Here is a 15,295-nt window from a genome sequence, read left to right on the forward strand (position 1 = left end):
TCAGGCTCCCTTCCCCGGGCGGCGCCGGGCCGGCTGGGTCACCCGGTCGAGCATCAGGCCCAGGCAGACGATGGCGGCACCGGCCACCAGACCGGTGGCCAGGTCGCCCTGGGCGAGGCCGAAGGCGACGTCGTAGCCGAGGGCGCCGCCGCCGACCAGGCCGCCGATGATGACGACGGCGAGCACCAGGACCACGCCCTGGTTGACGGCGAGCAGCAGCGCGCGCCGGGCGAGCGGGAGCTGCACCTGCCACAGCTGCTGCCGTCCGGTCGCGCCGAGCGAGCGCGCGGACTCCAGCGCGGCCTCGTCGACCTGGCGCAGGCCCTGCGCGGTGATCCGGACGACGGCCGGGAGGGCGTAGACGACGGCCGCGGCGACGGCGGGGGCGCGGCCGACGCCGAACAGGGCGACGACCGGGATCAGATACACGAACTGCGGCATGGTCTGGAAGACGTCCAGGACCGGGCGCAGGGCGCGGTCGACGCGGGCGCTGCGGGCCGCGGCGATGCCGGTGGCCAGGCCCAGCACGAGGGTGACGGCGACGGCGGCCAGCACCTGGGAGAGGGTGTCGAGCGACGGCTCCCACACGCCGAGCACGCCGATCGCGGCCATGGCGAGGACGGCGGTCAGCGCGGTGCGCCAGGTGCCGATCGGCCAGGCCAGGGCGGCGACCACGAGCAGCACCGACCACCAGGGCATCCCCTGCAGTCCGGCGCGGACCGGGTCCAGGACCCAGGTGGTGAAGTGCCCCGCCCAGTCGGCGGTGCCGCCGACGACCGGGACGCCGGAGTAGAGGTGGTCGGTCATCCAGTCGACGGCCCGGTTGACCGGAGCGGCGATGTCCGCGGTCCAGCCGGCCGGCCAGTCGGTCGCGCCGAGCAGCCGGGCGGCGACGGCAGCAACGGAGGTGCCGGCCAGGGTGAGGGCCCAGGCGAGGAGCCTCGGCCGGCCGCCGGTCCCAGGGCGGGCGGTGCCGTCGCCCGCCGCTCCGGTGAGCCGGTCCAGCACGATCGCGAGCAGCACCAGGGGGATGCCGGCGGCGAGGGCCGCGCCGACGTCGACCGAGGCGAGCGCCTGGTAGACGCGGTCGCCGAGGCCGCCCGCGCCGATGACGGCGGCGATGACGGCCATGGACAGCGCCATCATGATCGTCTGGTTGAGGCCGAGCAGCAGTTCCTGGCGGGCCAGCGGGAGGCGGGCGGTCAGCAGCCGCTGGCGGCGGGTGGCGCCGAGCGACTCCACGGCCTCCAGGACTTCGGGGTCGGCCCCGCGCAGGCCGAGCGCGGTGAGGCGGGCCATCGGCGGGGCGGCGTAGACGACGGTGGCGAGGACGGCCGCGGGCACGCCGATGCCGAAGACCAGGACGACGGGGAGGAGGTAGGCGAAGGCCGGGAGCACCTGCATGGTGTCCAGGACCGGGCGCAGGGCGCGGTCGAGCCGGTCGGAGAGACCGGCGGCGAGGCCGAGGAGCATGCCGACGGCTACGGAGGCGAGGACCGCCACGACCATCAGGGCGAGGGTCTGCATGGTCGGCACCCACATGCCGAGGGCTCCGCAGGCCAGGAAGGCCAGGGCGGTGCCGGCGGCCAGGCGGAGACCGGCGAGACGCCAGGCGAGCAGGGCCCCGAAGACCGTGACGCCGGCCCAGCCCGCCGCGAGGAGGGTGAGGTAGACGGCGCGTACGGCGATGACGACCGCGTTGCTGAGGTGGCCGAGGAAGTACAGGAACAGGGGGTGGCTGTCCCGGTTGTCGATGACCCAGTCGCTGGCGGAGGCGAGGGGCCGGTCGAGGCTGACGGTCAGGGCGTGCGGCCAGGTGCCGTTGCCCCAGCGGTTCAGCACGGGGAGGAGGACGGCGGTCAGCAGGGCGAGCAGGAGGAGCTTCGCGGCGGCCCGGTTCCTGAGCAGGCGGGGGGCCTTGGCCCGGGCGGTCGGGAGACTGAGCGTTGCCATCAGACGGCCTCCCGGGTGCTGCCGGCCGGGTCCTCGGACGCCGGGGGGTGCTCGCCGGGGGCGGTTCCGGGCGGGGCGGGGGCGGTTCCGGGGGCGGGAGCGTTCCCGGTGGCCTGGGTGGGTGCGTTCCCGGCGGCACGAGCGTCCACAGCCGGGGCGGGAGCGTCGCCCGCCGCAGTGGCGGGTGCCGGGGCGGTTGTGGCCGGGGTTTCGGGGGTGACGCCCGCCACGACGCCCAGCAGCCGGTCGTGGTCGACCACGCCCAGGCAGCGGCCCTGGTCCATCACCCGGGCCGGGGCGCCCGCCCGGGCCACCGCCTCGATGGCCTCGGCGACCGTGGCCTCGGGGCGCAGCGCCGGGCCGTGCGCGGCGTCCTCGGCGGACGCCGGGCGCATGGCGGTACGGCAGGTCAGCACCTGCTCGCGGGGGACGTCCCGGACGAACTCGCGGACGTAGTCGTCGGCCGGGGCGCCGACGATCTCCTCGGGGGTGCCGAGCTGCACCACGCGGCCGTCGCGCATCAGGGCGATGCGGTCGCCGAGTTTCAGGGCCTCGCTCAGGTCGTGGGTGATGAAGACCATCGTGCGGCCCTCCTCCCGGTGCAGCCGGGCCACCTCGTCCTGCATGTCCCGGCGGATGAGGGGGTCCAGGGCGCTGAACGGCTCGTCGAAGAGCAGCACCTCGGGGTCCACCACCAGGGCCCGGGCCAGCCCCACCCGCTGGCGCTGGCCGCCGGACAGCTGGCCGGGGCGGCGCTTCTCCATGCCGGCCAGACCGACCTTGGCGACGAACTCGGCGGCCCGCTCCCGGCGTTCGGAGCGGCCGACGCCCTGGATCTCCAGGCCGTAGGCGACGTTGTCGAGGACCGTGCGGTGCGGCAGCAGCCCGAAGTGCTGGAAGACCATCGCGGCCCGGTGCCGGCGCAGTTCGCGCAGCCGGGCCCGGTCCATCGCGCGGACGTCCTCGCCGTCGATGGCGATGGTGCCCGCCGTCGGCTCGATCAGCCGGGTCAGGCAGCGCACCAGGGTGGACTTGCCGGAGCCGGACAGGCCCATGACGACGAAGACCTCGCCCTTGCGGACGTCGAAGGAGACGTCCCGGACGGCGGCCGTGCAGCCGGTGCGGGAGCGCAGCTCGGCGGGGGTCAGCGCGCTCAGCTCCGGGTCGGCGGGGACGCGCTCGGGCTTCGGGCCGAAGACCTTCCACAGGCCGGAGACCGAGAAGACGGGCTCGGCCGTGGTGGGCGGCTTGCGGGTGGGGACGGTGAGGGTCATCGCAGGTCACCTCCGATCAGGTCGACGGCCTTCTCCCCGACCATGAGCACCCCGATCATCGGGTTGACGGCGGGCATGGCCGGGAAGACGGACGCGTCGGCGATGCGGATGCCGTCGAGCCCGCGGATGCGCAACTCCGGGTCGACCACGGCGAGTTCGTCGTCGACCGCGCCCATCTTGCAGGTCCCGGCCGGGTGGTAGACGGTGTGGGCCGCCTTGCGGGCGTACTCGCTCAGCTCGGCGTCCCCGGTGACCTCCGGGCCGGGGCACACCTCGCGCTTGAGCCAGCCGGCCAGCGGCTCGGTCCTGGCGATCTCACGGGCGACGCGGATGCCGTCGACCAGGGTCCGGGCGTCGTAGTCGTCCTCGTCGGTGAAGTAGCGGAAGTCCAGGGCCGGCTTGACGGCGGGGTCCGCGCTGGTCAGGTACAGCCGGCCGCGGCTCTTCGGCTTGGGGATGTTGGGGGTCATCGAGACGCCGAACTCGGGCCGCCGGTAGCCGAGGCGCTCCGGGTTGTCGGTGAACGGGATCTGGTAGAAGTGGAACATCAGGTCCGGTCCGGCGTGCTCCGGGTCGCGGCGCACGAACAGGCCCGCGTCGGAGTCCATCGCCGAGTTCTCCGGGATCGGGCCGTGGGTCTCCCAGACGATGACCGACTCGGGGTGGTCGAGCAGGTTCTCGCCGACGCCCGGCAGGTCGTGCACGACGGGGATGCCGAGCGCTTCCAGGTCGGCCCGGGGGCCGATGCCGGAGTGGAGCAGCAGGCGCGGGGAGTCGACGGCGCCCGCGCACAGCACGACTTCCTCGCGGGCCCGGATCAGCAGCTCCGTGCCGTCCTTGGTGCGCACGTGCACGCCCTCGGCGCGGGTGCCGTCCAGCTGGAGCTTGTACGCCCAGGTCTCCAGCAGGATCGTCAGGTTGGGGCGCTCGTCCATCACCGGGTGGAGGTACGCCACCGACGCCGAGGACCGCTTGTTGTTCTCGGGGTGGTAGGCGAGGTCGAAGAAGCCGACGCCCTCGGTGAACGGCGCGCGGTTGAAGCCCTCGACCCGGGGTACCCCGAGTGCGGCCTGGGCGGCGTCGACGAAGTCGCGGGCGATGGCGTTCCGGTCCTTCTCGTCGACGGAGACGATGTTGTTCTTCAGGCGGGCGAAGTAGGCCTCCATGGGGACGGCGCCCCAGCCCTTGGCGCCGGCGGCCTCCCACTCGTCCCAGTCGGAGGGCAGGGGCTTGAAGGAGATGAGGGTGTTGTGCGAGGAGCAGCCGCCGAGGACGCGGGCACGGCTGTGCCGGATGTGGGAGTTGCCGCGGGGCTGCTCCACCGTCGGGTAGTCGTAGTCGAGTTCGCCGCCGAGCAGGCCCATCCAGCGGCGCAGGGTGAGGACGTCGTCGCGGCCGACATCGCTCGGGCCGCCCTCGATGACGGCGACGGTGACATCCGGGTTCTCGGTGAGGCGGGAGGCGATGACGGAGCCCGCCGTGCCGCCGCCGATGACGACGTAGTCGTAGACGTGGGGGGTGCTGTCGGACATGGGGGTACTACTCCAGGGACTCGGTACAGCGGTGAGCTGAAGGGGAGTTGAAGGAGGGCCAGCGGTGGGCTGAGGGGGCGGGGGGTCGGCCGGCGGGCCGCACGGGCTGAAGGGGGTCAGCCGGTGCGCCGGGGTCCAGCCGGCGGGCCGGGGGTCAGCCCGCGAACCAGCGCACCGGCTTCGGCGCGAGGTTCTCGTAGACGTGCTTGGTCTCGCGGTACTCGGCGAGCCCGGCGGGGCCCAGCTCGCGGCCGGTGCCGCTCCTGCCGAAGCCGCCCCACTCCGCCTGCGGCAGGTAGGGGTGGAAGTCGTTGATCCAGACGGTGCCGTGCCGCAGCCGGGACGCCACTCGGCGGGCCTTCGCGGTGTCCGCGCTCCAGACCGCGCCGGCCAGGCCGTACTCGGTGTCGTTGGCGAGGCGGACGGCCTCCTCCTCGGTGCGGAAGGTCTCGACGGTGAGGACCGGGCCGAAGACCTCCTCGCGGACGACGCGCATCGCGCGGTGGCAGGCGTCGAGGACGGTGGGCTCGTAGAACCAGCCGGTCGCGGGGCGCTCGGGGGACGGTTCGGGCCGCTTGCCGCCGCAGCGCAGGACGGCACCCTCCTCGAGGGCGGAGGCGACGTACGCCTCGACCTTGGCGCGCTGCTGCTCGGAGACGAGCGGACCGCACTCGACGCCGTCCGCCGTGCCGCGGCCGAGCCTGATCCGCTGGGCGCGGCGGGCGAGTTCGGCGACGAAGCGCTCGCGGACGGACTCCTCGACGATGAGCCGGGCGCCGGCCGAGCAGACCTGGCCGCTGTGGATGAAGGCCGCGTTGAGGGCCTGGTCCACGGCGGTGTCGAAGCCCTCCTCGGTGGCGCAGGCGTCGGCGAAGACCACGTTGGGGTTCTTGCCGCCGAGTTCCAGGGCGACCTTCTTGACGGTGGGCGCGGCGGCCCGGGCGACCTTGGTCCCGCTGGCCAGGCCGCCGGTGAAGGAGACCAGGTCGACGTCGGGGTGCTCGGCGAGCCGGGCGCCGACGGTGTGGCCGGGGCCGGTGACGAGGTTGGCGACACCGGCGGGCAGACCGGCCTCGGTGAGCAGCTCGATCAGCGCGATGGTGGTCATCGGGGTGATCTCGCTGGGCTTGATCACGAAGGTGTTGCCGGCCGCGAGCGCCGGGGCGATCTTCCAACTGGCCTGGAGGAGGGGGTAGTTCCAGGGAGTGATCAGGGCGCAGACGCCGACCGGTTCGTGGACGACCACGCTGTGGATGTCGGGTGAGCCCGCGTCGACCACCCGGCCGGGGGCCTCGGCGGCGGCCAGGTCGGCGAAGTACCGGAAGGCGTCGGCGACGCAGTCGATGTCGACGCGGCCCTCCTCGACGGTCTTGCCCGCGTCCCGGCTCTCCAGCAGGCCGAGTTCCTCGCGGTCGCGCACGAGGAGGTCGGCGACGCGGCGCAGCAGCGCGGCGCGTTCGGCGACCGGGGTGCCGGGCCAGGGGCCGTCGTCGAAGGCCCGCCGGGCGGCGGCCACCGCGCGGTCGGTGTCCTTCTCGTCCCCTTCGGCGACCACGGCGAACGGCCGGGCGTCCGCGGGGTCGAGGATCTCCCGGGTCGCGCCGGAGACCGCTGCCAGCCACGCGCCGTCCGCGTGGATGGTCGCCTGGGGCTGTCGTTCCGTTCTGTCCGCCATGATCGGTGTTGCCTTCCGTTCCTGTTCGGTACCCCTGTGTCACACGCGTGTCACGCTCGGGGACCGTCGCCGCCTGCCCAGGGCCTCGGTCCGGCATGCGGAATCCGTGGCCGAACGTGCTCGGGGTCACGAAAAACGGGGGTGATAACGGACGAAAACGGAAGGCCGACGCCGGCTACCCGTTCACCGGCCCCGGTGCCAGCAGGTCCCGTACGCAGCCGCGCAGCCAGGCGTGGGCCGGGTCGGCGTCGTGGCGCGGGTGCCAGGCGAAGCCCACCGGCATCGTGGGCAGCGGCAGCGGGATCTCGAAGGCGACCAGTCCGAGGGCGTCGGCCAGCGGCCGGCCCCACTCGGGGAGCAGCCCGATGAGGTCGGTGTCGCGCAGCACGAACAGGGAGGCCGGGTAGCTGCCGACGCTGCCCACCACCCGGCGCTGGAGGCCGAGTCCGGCCAGGACGTCGTCGACGGGGCCGCGCTGTCTGCCGCGCCGGGAGACGACGAGGTGCCCCGCCGCCCCGGCGAACCGCTCGGGTGTCACCTCGCCCTCCAGCAGCGGGTGTCCGGCCCGTACGGCGCCGAGCATGCGGTCCTCGTGCACGGTCTCCACGTGCACCTCGGGCGCGGCCGAGTCGATCACCCCGACCTCCAGGTCGGCGATGCCCTGCCGCAGGTACGGGGCGTCGGTGTGGCTCTCGCTCAGGAAGCGCAGGCGGATGCCGGGGGCCTCGCGGGCGGCGCGGTCGAGGAGGACGGCGCCGTGGGTGGCGGCGATCATGTCGTGGCCGAGGACGGTGAAGGTGCGGGTCACCGTGCGCAGGTCGGTGTCCCGGCCCGGCGCGAACAGGGCGCGGGCCCGCTCGACCACCGCGCCGACCTCGGCGCGCACCGCGAGCGCGTGCGGCGTCGGCACCATCCGGCGGCCGGCGCGGACCAGCACCGGGTCGCCGAGCGCCTTGCGGATCCGGCCGAGGGTGCGGCTCATGGCCGGTTCGGACAGGTGCAGCCGGCGGGCGGCGCCCTGCACGCTCTCCTCCTCCAGCAGCACGTCCAGCGCGACCAGCAGGTTCAGGTCCAGGTCGGTGGATTGCGTCATGTGCAGGTATTCCTTGCGAAGGTTGCACTGGAAGTAATGACGCCGGCGAGCCTACGGTGAGGACGCATCCCACACCACCCACCAGCTCCCGGGAGGAGCCGTGCCCGCGCACGCCCTGACCCGCCCCGTCCTGCTCACCCTGTGCGCCTGCGTCCTGGTCGCGCAGAGCATGGTCGCGGCCGTCAACCTGCTGATACCGCAACTGAGTTCGTCCGGCCTGCACCCCTCGCACACCGAAATCCTGTGGACGGTCGACGCCTACGTCATCGTCTTCGCGGGCCTGCTCGTCCCGGCCGGCGCGCTCGGCGACCGCCACGGCCGCAAGGGCGCGCTGCTGGCGGGCCTCGCCCTGTTCGCCGCGGGCTCCGCGACCAGCGCGCTGGCCCCCGGCCCGGCGCTGCTGATCGCGGGCCGGGGCCTGTCCGGGGCCGGGGCCGCGCTGATCACCCCGGCGACGATGTCGATCCTGGTGCACCTGGCCGGGCCGGAGCGCCGCGCCCGGGCGATGGCGTCCTGGACGCTGGCCATCGGGCTGGGCGGCATGGCGGGCAACCTCGGAGGCGGGCTGGCCGGCCAGTACCTGTCCTGGCGGGCGCTGTTCGCCGCGATGGTGCCGCTGGCGGCCGTGCTCGCCGCCGCGGTGGCGGTGACCACCCCGCGCACCGCCCGCTCGGCGCAGGGCAGCCCGGACCCGGCCGGCACCCTGCTGCTCACCGCAGGGCTGGTCGCGGTGCTGTTCGGCATCATCGAGGGGCCCGGCCACGGCTGGACCTCGGCGCGCATCCTGACCGCGTTCACGGCGGGCGCCCTGCTGCTGGCCGCGTTCACCGGGCACGCCCTGCGGGCGCGCGCCCCGCTGTTCGACCCGCGGGTGTTCCGCTCCGCCGGACTGCGGGCGACCGTGCTGGGCCTGGCCACGGGTTTCTTCGGCCTGTTCGCGCTGTTCTTCGTCAACTCGCAGTACCTGCAACAGGTCAAGGGCTACGGCCCGGCCGTGACCGGGGTCGCGATCGTGCCGCTGATCGTCGGCATGGCCCTGGTCCCGAGGTTCGCGGCCCGCTGGTCGGCGCGTCCGCGTCCGGTGGTCGGTACGGGGCTGGCGCTGATCGGCCTCGGCCTGCTGGCCGCGTCCACGGCGGACGCCCACACCCCCTATCCGCTGTACGCCTGCTGGCTGCTGGTCATCTCGGCGGGCACGGGCCTGGCCATGCCGGCGCTCACCCTGGGCGTGGTGGTGTCCCTGCCCGCGCACCAGGCGGGCCTCGGCTCCGGCCTCGGCACCTCGGCCCGCGAGACCGGCGCCGCCCTGGGCGTCGCCGTCGCCGGTACCGCCCTGGCGGGCCACGCCGACTTCGCGAGCGGCATGGGCCCGGCGCTGCGGGTGGTGGGGCTGACGGTCCTGGCGGCGACGACCCTGGTCGTCATCGGCCACCGCTCCTCCGGCCGCCCGTCCCGTACGGCTCCGGCGGCCCCGGCGGCACGGGAGCCGGTGGCCTGAAACGTACAGGGGGCCGCGGTCGGCGGCACACAATGCGGGACCCGACCGAGAGGACCCGCCGTGCGCCGTATCCCGACCTGTGTGCTGACCGACGCGGCCCCGCCCCGGGTGAGCGGCGGACACGCGGTGGACCGCTTCGTACAGATCGGTTCCCTCACCAAGGCGCTGACCGGCACCCTGCTGGCCCGGCTGGCGGAGGCGGGCGTGGTCGCACCCGGCGACCCGGTCGAGCGGTGGCTCCCGGCCCCGCCCGGCACCGGGATCACCCTGCTGCACCTGGCCCGGCACACCTCGGGCCTCCCCCGGCTGCCGCCCGGCCTCGGCCGCCGGGACCCGTACGCGACTTTCGGCCACGCGGAGCTGGAGCGGCTGGTCCGCCGCCTGGACGCCGTCGCCGTGCGCCCGCCGGGGGACGAGGAGTACTCCAATCTCGGGTACGCCGTCCTCGGTGCCGCCCTGGCCGCCGCGGGCGGCGCCGCCTACGGGGAACTGCTGGAGGAGCACGTCCTGCGCCCGGCGGGCGTCACCGAGGTGACCGTCCGCCCGGCCCCCGCACGGCGGTTGACGGCACCCGGCCTGCTGCCGGGGACGCGGCGCGAGCCCTGGACGATGGACGGGGCGATCCTCCCGGCGGGCGGCCTGTGGGCGACACCGCGCGCGGTCGCCGCGCTCGTCGTGGCGCTGCTGGTGGAACGGCGGCTGGGCGAGCCGGGCCCGGGGTGGCAGACGGCGGGGCCGCTGTACTGGCACAACGGCGCGACCCGGGACGCATCCGTGTTCGCGGGCGCGATGGCGGACGGGCGGTGGGCCGTGGTGCACCGGCTGAACGGGCGGCCGGACGACACCGACCGGGCCGGGATCGCGCTGCTGAGGCGGGCGTAGGGCCCCAGTCAGCGGGGCCGGGAACCACGAAGCCCCTCCCGCCGCAGCGGAAGGGGCTTCGTGTGTGGAGCGCCGGGCAGGCCTTGCACCTGCATCTCCCCGCAGGAAGCGGGGCGTCTTTCCTTGGACCACCAACGCACAGTCGGCTTCCGGGAGTTCCGGTGGCCGGTGTGTGATCAACTATAGCCCACACCGGCCGCCGGAGTCACATCCGGACGCTCAGATGAGGCCGAGGCCGCGGACCGCCTCGCGCTCCTCCGCCAGCTCCTTGACGGAGGCGTCGATGCGGGTGCGGGAGAACTCGTTGATCTCCAGGCCCTGGACGATCTCGTACTTGCCGTCCTTGCAGGTGACCGGGAAGGAGGAGATCAGGCCCTCCGGGACGCCGTAGGAGCCGTCCGACGGGATGCCCATGGAGGTCCAGTCGCCCTCGGCGGTGCCGTTGACCCAGGTGTGGACGTGGTCGATGGCGGCGTTGGCGGCGGAGGCGGCCGACGAGGCGCCACGGGCCTCGATGATCGCGGCACCGCGCTTGGCGACGGTCGGGATGAAGTCGTCGGCCAGCCACTGCTCGTCGTTCACGACCTCGGCGGCGTTCTTGCCGGCGACCGTGGCGTGGAAGATGTCCGGGTACTGGGTGGCGGAGTGGTTGCCCCAGATGGTCAGGCGCTTGATGTCGGCGACCGAGGTGCCCGTCTTCTTCGCGAGCTGGGTCAGCGCGCGGTTGTGGTCCAGGCGGGTCATCGCGGTGAAGCGCTCGGCCGGGACGTCCGGCGCGGCGGCCTGCGCGATGAGCGCGTTGGTGTTGGCCGGGTTGCCGACGACGAGCACCTTGATGTCGTCCGCCGCGTGGTCGTTGATGGCCTTGCCCTGCGGCTTGAAGATGCCGCCGTTGGCCTCCAGCAGGTCACCGCGCTCCATGCCCTTGGTGCGCGGGCGGGCGCCCACCAGCAGGGCCACGTTGGCGCCGTCGAACGCCACGTTCGGGTCGTCGGTGATGTCGATGCCCTGCAGCAGCGGGAAGGCGCAGTCGTCCAGCTCCATCGCGGTGCCCTCGGCGGCCTTGAGCGCCGGGGTGATCTCCAGGAGGCGCAGCCGGACCGGAACGTCCGCGCCGAGCAGCTGGCCCGAGGCGATGCGGAAGAGCAGGGCGTAACCGATCTGGCCGGCCGCGCCGGTGACGGTGACGTTCACGGGAGTGCGGGTCATGGCGTTCTCCGTATGACAGCTGGCGGTGGGGCGTCCCTGCCCCGGGCGGATGATCGATCTCTTGGTATCAAGAGAGATCAGCGGTCAGGCTATCGCGCATCCGGCATGTGAGACCCCCAGGGCCGTGTGGCTCACCCCACAAGGGGACCAGTGGGGCGTAACGCCCGGCCGGCGGTGCGGTCGCACGTACGAACGGCGGCCGTCCGCCGTCCGGGAGAGGCAGGACGACGGCGGCCGCCGGTGGGGGCCGGAGTTCCGGACTCCCGTGGGGGTACGGTTCGCGTGCCCGGGATCCGGCCGACTATGCGCGCCTACCGGAATTTCTCACTCCGTGCAGCCGGTCTGGCCCGACGCGAGCGTGGCGCACGCCCTGGCCTGGGCCGGGTTCCGTACGGCGACCATCGGGGTGTACCCGATGGTGTCCCCCGCGGCGGTGATGTCGCCCTTCTGCCGGTCCTTGCCCGCGGTGACCCGGACGGTGTCGCCCGGCTCGCCGCTGGTGATCCGGCCCCACACCGTGCCGCACACCTTGCTGTAGCGGACCTCCAGGGTGGTGGTGCCGACGGTGGCGGTCTTGGCGGTGGACACCAGGTCGCCGCCGCACCCCATGGCCTCGGCGTCCTTGCCGGTGCAGGCGGACCCGGCGCACTTGACGCCGGGCGGCGGGGTGGCCGGGGCGGAGGCCGACGGGGAGGGCGACCCGTCCGAGGCGGCCGAGCCGTCGCCGTCGCGGTGGGTGAGGTAGAAGACCCCGCCGATGAGGGCGAGCACGCCGACCAGCCCCGCGAAGAACATCACCACCTGCTGACGGCGCGCGGCCCACCGCTCCCCCGGCACGGGACGCCCCTCGGAGGTACGGGCGGGCCCGGGCACGGCACCGGCGGGCGGGGCGTCCAAGGCGCGGGTGGCGTCGAGTCCGGCCGGACCGCCGACGGCACCGGACGGGGCCGGGGTGGCGGCCGCGGCCGCGTTCGGCAGGCCCGGGGACCGGGCACCCGGTCGGGCGCTCGCCGGGGAGGGGCCCCGGTAACCGGCCACGCCCCAGGAGTTCTTGACGGGTTTGTCCGCACCGCCGGCCGCGCCGCCGACGGCCGTACGCGCACCGGTGCCGCCGTCACCGGCCGTGCCTCCGCCGGAGCCGGACCCGTCCCGGGAGGCCGTGCCCGCGTCGGCACCGGCCGTACGCCCACCGGACCCTTCGCCACCGGCCGTACGTCCACCGGAACCCTCGCCGCCGGCCGTGCCCCCGCCGGTGTCGGCGTCCCGGGCCGACGGCTGGGCCGGGATGGCGGGCTTCACCCAGCCGGGGCCGGCGCTCCCCGGCACCACGCCGGTACCGGCGCCCCCCGTACCGAAACCTTTCCCCGAGCCCTTGCCGAGCCCCTTGCCGACACCCTGACCGGCGCTGACGCCGGCACTCTGGCCCACGGCCTTGCCGAGACCCGGACCAGCGCCCTGGCCGGCGCTCTTCCGGTCGCTCTGCCCCTCCGCGATCCGCAGCGCCTGCAACGTGCTGCCGTCCCGCAACTCCGCCTGTCGCCAAGCGCGTTCGGCCAGTTCCCACAGGGTGGTAAGCGGCCCCGTAGGGGTGCCGGTGACCTCGGCGAGGGCGATGACCGCGCCCTTGGGCGCCAGCAGCCGGCCGCCCAGGTACCGCTCCCAGGACGTCGCGCCATAGCCCGTCCGGTCGGCCAGTGCCGCGACGCCCAGACCGCTGCGGTCCACGAGTTGCCGCAGTTCGTCGGTGAACTCCCTGATCTGCGGGTCCAGATCGTCCGGCAAGGCTTTCCATCGAGGCATGGGTTCCCCCTCTTCCCCCGGTCGTGCTGTCGATCCCGCGCATCCCGGCCACCCACAGGGATGCGCTGACCAAGGATCCCAGTTCCCGGAGCCGGACGCACACCCGCGAAGGCCGACGGCCGTGCGGGAACGGGGAGATACGGCGGGTGGCCCGCGCCCCCGGGCGGGGAGACACGGGCCACCGGCCGTACGACGGGCGCTACTTGGTGAGCGTGAAGTGCAGGATGTCCTTCAGGAAGGGCAGCTTCAGCAGCGGGTCGGGCTGGATCATCAGCGCCAGCAGGACGATCGCCAGGCCCAGGAAACCGTACGTGGCGATGTCCGTGAAGCGGGAGCGTACGGCGAGCATGCCGACGTCGGGCAGCAGCCAGCGCAGCACCGCGCCGCCCAGCAGCGCGAGTCCGATGATCAGGGTGCCCGCGCGGAACGCGTCCAGCGCGGTCACCAGCAGGCCGAGCGCGACCAGGCCGACGACCGCGAGCAGCGGCCACTGCCGGGCGGGCGCCGGGGCGTCGCCGGGCGCGGCCCGGCCGCCGCCCTCGGGCCGGGCGGTGTCCTTCGTACGCCATCGCCTGGGCGGTATCCGCCCGGCGCCGCCGCGCGGGAAGCGGCGCGCGCGGCCCGGACCGGCGCCCCTCTCCCGCGGGGCCGGTTCCGCGTGCCCGCGGGCGTTCTCAGCCGGCACTGCGCTCCGCCGCCTCGACCACGTTGACCAGCAGCTGGGCCCGGGTCATCGGGCCGACACCGCCGGGGTTCGGGGAGATCCAGCCGGCCACCTCGGTCACGTCGGGGTGGACGTCGCCGACGATCTTGCCCTCGGCGTTGCGGGAGACGCCGACGTCCAGGACGGCCGCGCCGGGCTTGACGTCCTCGGCGCGGATCAGGTGCGGGGAACCGGCCGCCGCGATGACGATGTCGGCGCGCTTGAGGTGGGCGGACAGGTCACGGGTGCCGGTGTGGCACTGGGTGACGGTGGCGTTCTCGCTGCGCCGGGTGAGCAGCAGCGGCATCGGGCGCCCGATGGTGACACCGCGGCCGACGACCACGACCTCCGCGCCCTTGATCTCCACGCCGTGGCGGCGCAGCAGGGTGAGGATGCCGTTGGGGGTGCAGGGCAGCGGGGCGGGCTCGTTCAGGACCAGCCGGCCGAGGTTCATCGGGTGCAGGCCGTCGGCGTCCTTGGCCGGGTCCATCAGCTCCAGGACGCGGTTCTCGTCGATGCCCTGGGGCAGCGGGAGCTGGACGATGTAGCCGGTGCAGGCCGGGTCGTCGTTCAGCTCGCGGACGACCGCCTCGATCTCCTCCTGGGTGGCGGTGGCCGGCAGCTCGCGCTGGATGGAGGCGATGCCCACCTGGGCGCAGTCGCGGTGCTTGCCGGCGACGTACTTCTGGCTGCCGGGGTCGTCCCCGACCAGGATCGTGCCGAGGCCGGGCGTGACGCCCTTCTCCTTCAGCGCCGCCACGCGGGCGGTCAGATCGGACTTGATCTCGGCTGCGGTGGCCTTGCCATCGAGAATCTGGGCGGTCATGTCCCCATCCTCGCGGATGACCCGCCCCCGGTTCCAATCCGGGTGCCACGGCCCGCGCGTTGATGTTGCACTTGCACAACGCCTCCTGACCCGGCTGGACAAGTAAGACGCTGTTAAAGAACGATGAGCAGACAGTGCCGCGGGCAGTACCGGGGGGACGGACCGCATTTCTGTAGAACTCTCCTCCGCACCGTGCCGCGCGTCGTCCCCGCACTTGAGCAACACGACGGAGGAAGTCCGCCATGAGTTTCGGCGACCCGAACAACCCTTACGGCGCCCCGCAGGCGCAGCAGCCGGGCTACGGCTATCCGCAGCAGGGCCAGCAGCCCGGTTACGGCTACCCGCAGGCGCCGCCCGTCGGCGCGTACGGCATGCCGCCGGCGCCCGAGACCATGCCCGGCACCGTCAGCGCGGCCCGGGTGATGATGTGGGTGATCGCCGCCCTGCAGATCATCGGCGTCGCCCTGTTCGCGTTCAGCGCCATCAGCGTGAACGCCGCGAAGAACGACGACGAACTCAAGGACGACGCCGCCTTCCAGCAGCTCGCCGACTACTCCTCGGGCCTGCTGTGGGGGCTCACGCTGTTCGCCGTGGCCTGGGCGGTGCTCACCATCGTGCTGGCGCTCAAGTTCGGCAACGGCGGCAACGGCATCCGCGTCACGACGCTGGTCTACGGCATCATCACCGCGATCCTCGGCATCTACCCGTTCATCGTCGTCGGCCTGGTGCACACCGTGCTCGCCATCCTGATCGCCTGCTTCGTCGGCGGTTCCAAGGGCTCGGCCTGGTTCAACCGCCCGCGGTACTGAGCCGCGACAACACACCGGCACGAACTCCACAGGCCGCGTTC

At 74.1% G+C, this 15,295-nt stretch carries 12 protein-coding genes; 3 read left to right on the top strand and 9 right to left on the bottom strand.

What is annotated here, in order from left to right; genetic code table 11:
* From ACSURM_RS14665 to ACSURM_RS14685, 5 genes are all read right to left on the bottom strand, one after another.
* Complete coding sequence (locus ACSURM_RS14665) at positions 1 to 1,953, bottom strand: ABC transporter permease (RefSeq protein WP_436955413.1); 1,953 nt, start codon at positions 1,951 to 1,953, stop codon at positions 1 to 3.
* Positions 1,953 to 3,227 carry a quaternary amine ABC transporter ATP-binding protein gene (locus tag ACSURM_RS14670; RefSeq protein WP_436955414.1) on the bottom strand — a complete coding sequence of 425 codons (1,275 nt, stop codon included), beginning with the start codon at positions 3,225 to 3,227 and terminating at the stop codon, positions 1,953 to 1,955. The genes ACSURM_RS14665 and ACSURM_RS14670 overlap by 1 nt, the downstream gene beginning before the upstream one ends.
* The gene (locus ACSURM_RS14675; RefSeq protein ID WP_436955415.1) at positions 3,224 to 4,759 is read right to left on the bottom strand and encodes a GMC family oxidoreductase; all 1,536 of its coding nucleotides are present in this window, start codon (positions 4,757 to 4,759) and stop codon (positions 3,224 to 3,226) included. The genes ACSURM_RS14670 and ACSURM_RS14675 overlap by 4 nt, the downstream gene beginning before the upstream one ends.
* A 154-nt stretch (positions 4,760 to 4,913) precedes the next feature.
* Complete coding sequence (locus ACSURM_RS14680; RefSeq protein WP_436955416.1) at positions 4,914 to 6,434, bottom strand: aldehyde dehydrogenase family protein; 1,521 nt, start codon at positions 6,432 to 6,434, stop codon at positions 4,914 to 4,916.
* A 175-nt stretch (positions 6,435 to 6,609) separates the two neighbouring features.
* Positions 6,610 to 7,527 carry a LysR family transcriptional regulator gene (locus tag ACSURM_RS14685; RefSeq protein ID WP_436955417.1) on the bottom strand — a complete coding sequence of 306 codons (918 nt, stop codon included), beginning with the start codon at positions 7,525 to 7,527 and terminating at the stop codon, positions 6,610 to 6,612.
* A gap of 100 nt (positions 7,528 to 7,627) precedes the next feature.
* Between ACSURM_RS14685 and ACSURM_RS14690 the strand changes: the two genes are divergently transcribed.
* Both ACSURM_RS14690 and ACSURM_RS14695 read left to right on the top strand, forming a co-directional pair.
* A complete protein-coding gene (locus tag ACSURM_RS14690) occupies positions 7,628 to 9,025 on the top strand; it encodes an MFS transporter (protein ID WP_436955418.1) in 1,398 nt (465 codons plus the stop codon).
* Positions 9,026 to 9,085: 60 nt separating this feature from the next.
* Positions 9,086 to 9,907: a serine hydrolase domain-containing protein gene (locus tag ACSURM_RS14695; RefSeq protein WP_436955419.1), complete on the top strand. Its 822-nt coding sequence runs from the start codon at positions 9,086 to 9,088 to the stop codon at positions 9,905 to 9,907.
* 219 nt (positions 9,908 to 10,126) lie between these two features.
* On the opposite strand, the gene ACSURM_RS14700 is transcribed toward ACSURM_RS14695, so the two are convergent.
* The 4 genes from ACSURM_RS14700 to ACSURM_RS14715 form a co-directional block, all read right to left on the bottom strand.
* Positions 10,127 to 11,116 (bottom strand): malate dehydrogenase, encoded by a 990-nt coding sequence (locus ACSURM_RS14700; protein ID WP_436955420.1) that lies wholly within the window; start codon positions 11,114 to 11,116, stop codon positions 10,127 to 10,129.
* A 324-nt stretch (positions 11,117 to 11,440) separates the two neighbouring features.
* Entirely contained in the window at positions 11,441 to 12,916 is a 1,476-nt protein-coding gene (locus ACSURM_RS14705; RefSeq protein WP_436955421.1) for a DUF2690 domain-containing protein, read from the bottom strand.
* Between the two features lie 199 nt (positions 12,917 to 13,115).
* Positions 13,116 to 13,601 (bottom strand): DUF3017 domain-containing protein, encoded by a 486-nt coding sequence (locus tag ACSURM_RS14710; protein WP_436955422.1) that lies wholly within the window; start codon positions 13,599 to 13,601, stop codon positions 13,116 to 13,118.
* On the bottom strand, positions 13,591 to 14,445 hold the full coding sequence (locus ACSURM_RS14715; protein WP_436955423.1) for a bifunctional methylenetetrahydrofolate dehydrogenase/methenyltetrahydrofolate cyclohydrolase: 855 nt from the start codon (positions 14,443 to 14,445) through the stop codon (positions 13,591 to 13,593). Before ACSURM_RS14715 ends, ACSURM_RS14710 begins: the two co-directional genes overlap by 11 nt.
* A gap of 242 nt (positions 14,446 to 14,687) precedes the next feature.
* Between ACSURM_RS14715 and ACSURM_RS14720 the strand changes: the two genes are divergently transcribed.
* Positions 14,688 to 15,254, top strand: coding sequence for a hypothetical protein (locus ACSURM_RS14720; protein ID WP_436955424.1), 567 nt, complete (start codon positions 14,688 to 14,690; stop codon positions 15,252 to 15,254).
* Positions 15,255 to 15,295: the final 41 nt, after the last annotated feature.

This window comes from Streptomyces sp. SudanB182_2057, assembly GCF_964272715.1.
Classification (GTDB): domain Bacteria; phylum Actinomycetota; class Actinomycetes; order Streptomycetales; family Streptomycetaceae; genus Streptomyces; species Streptomyces rubradiris.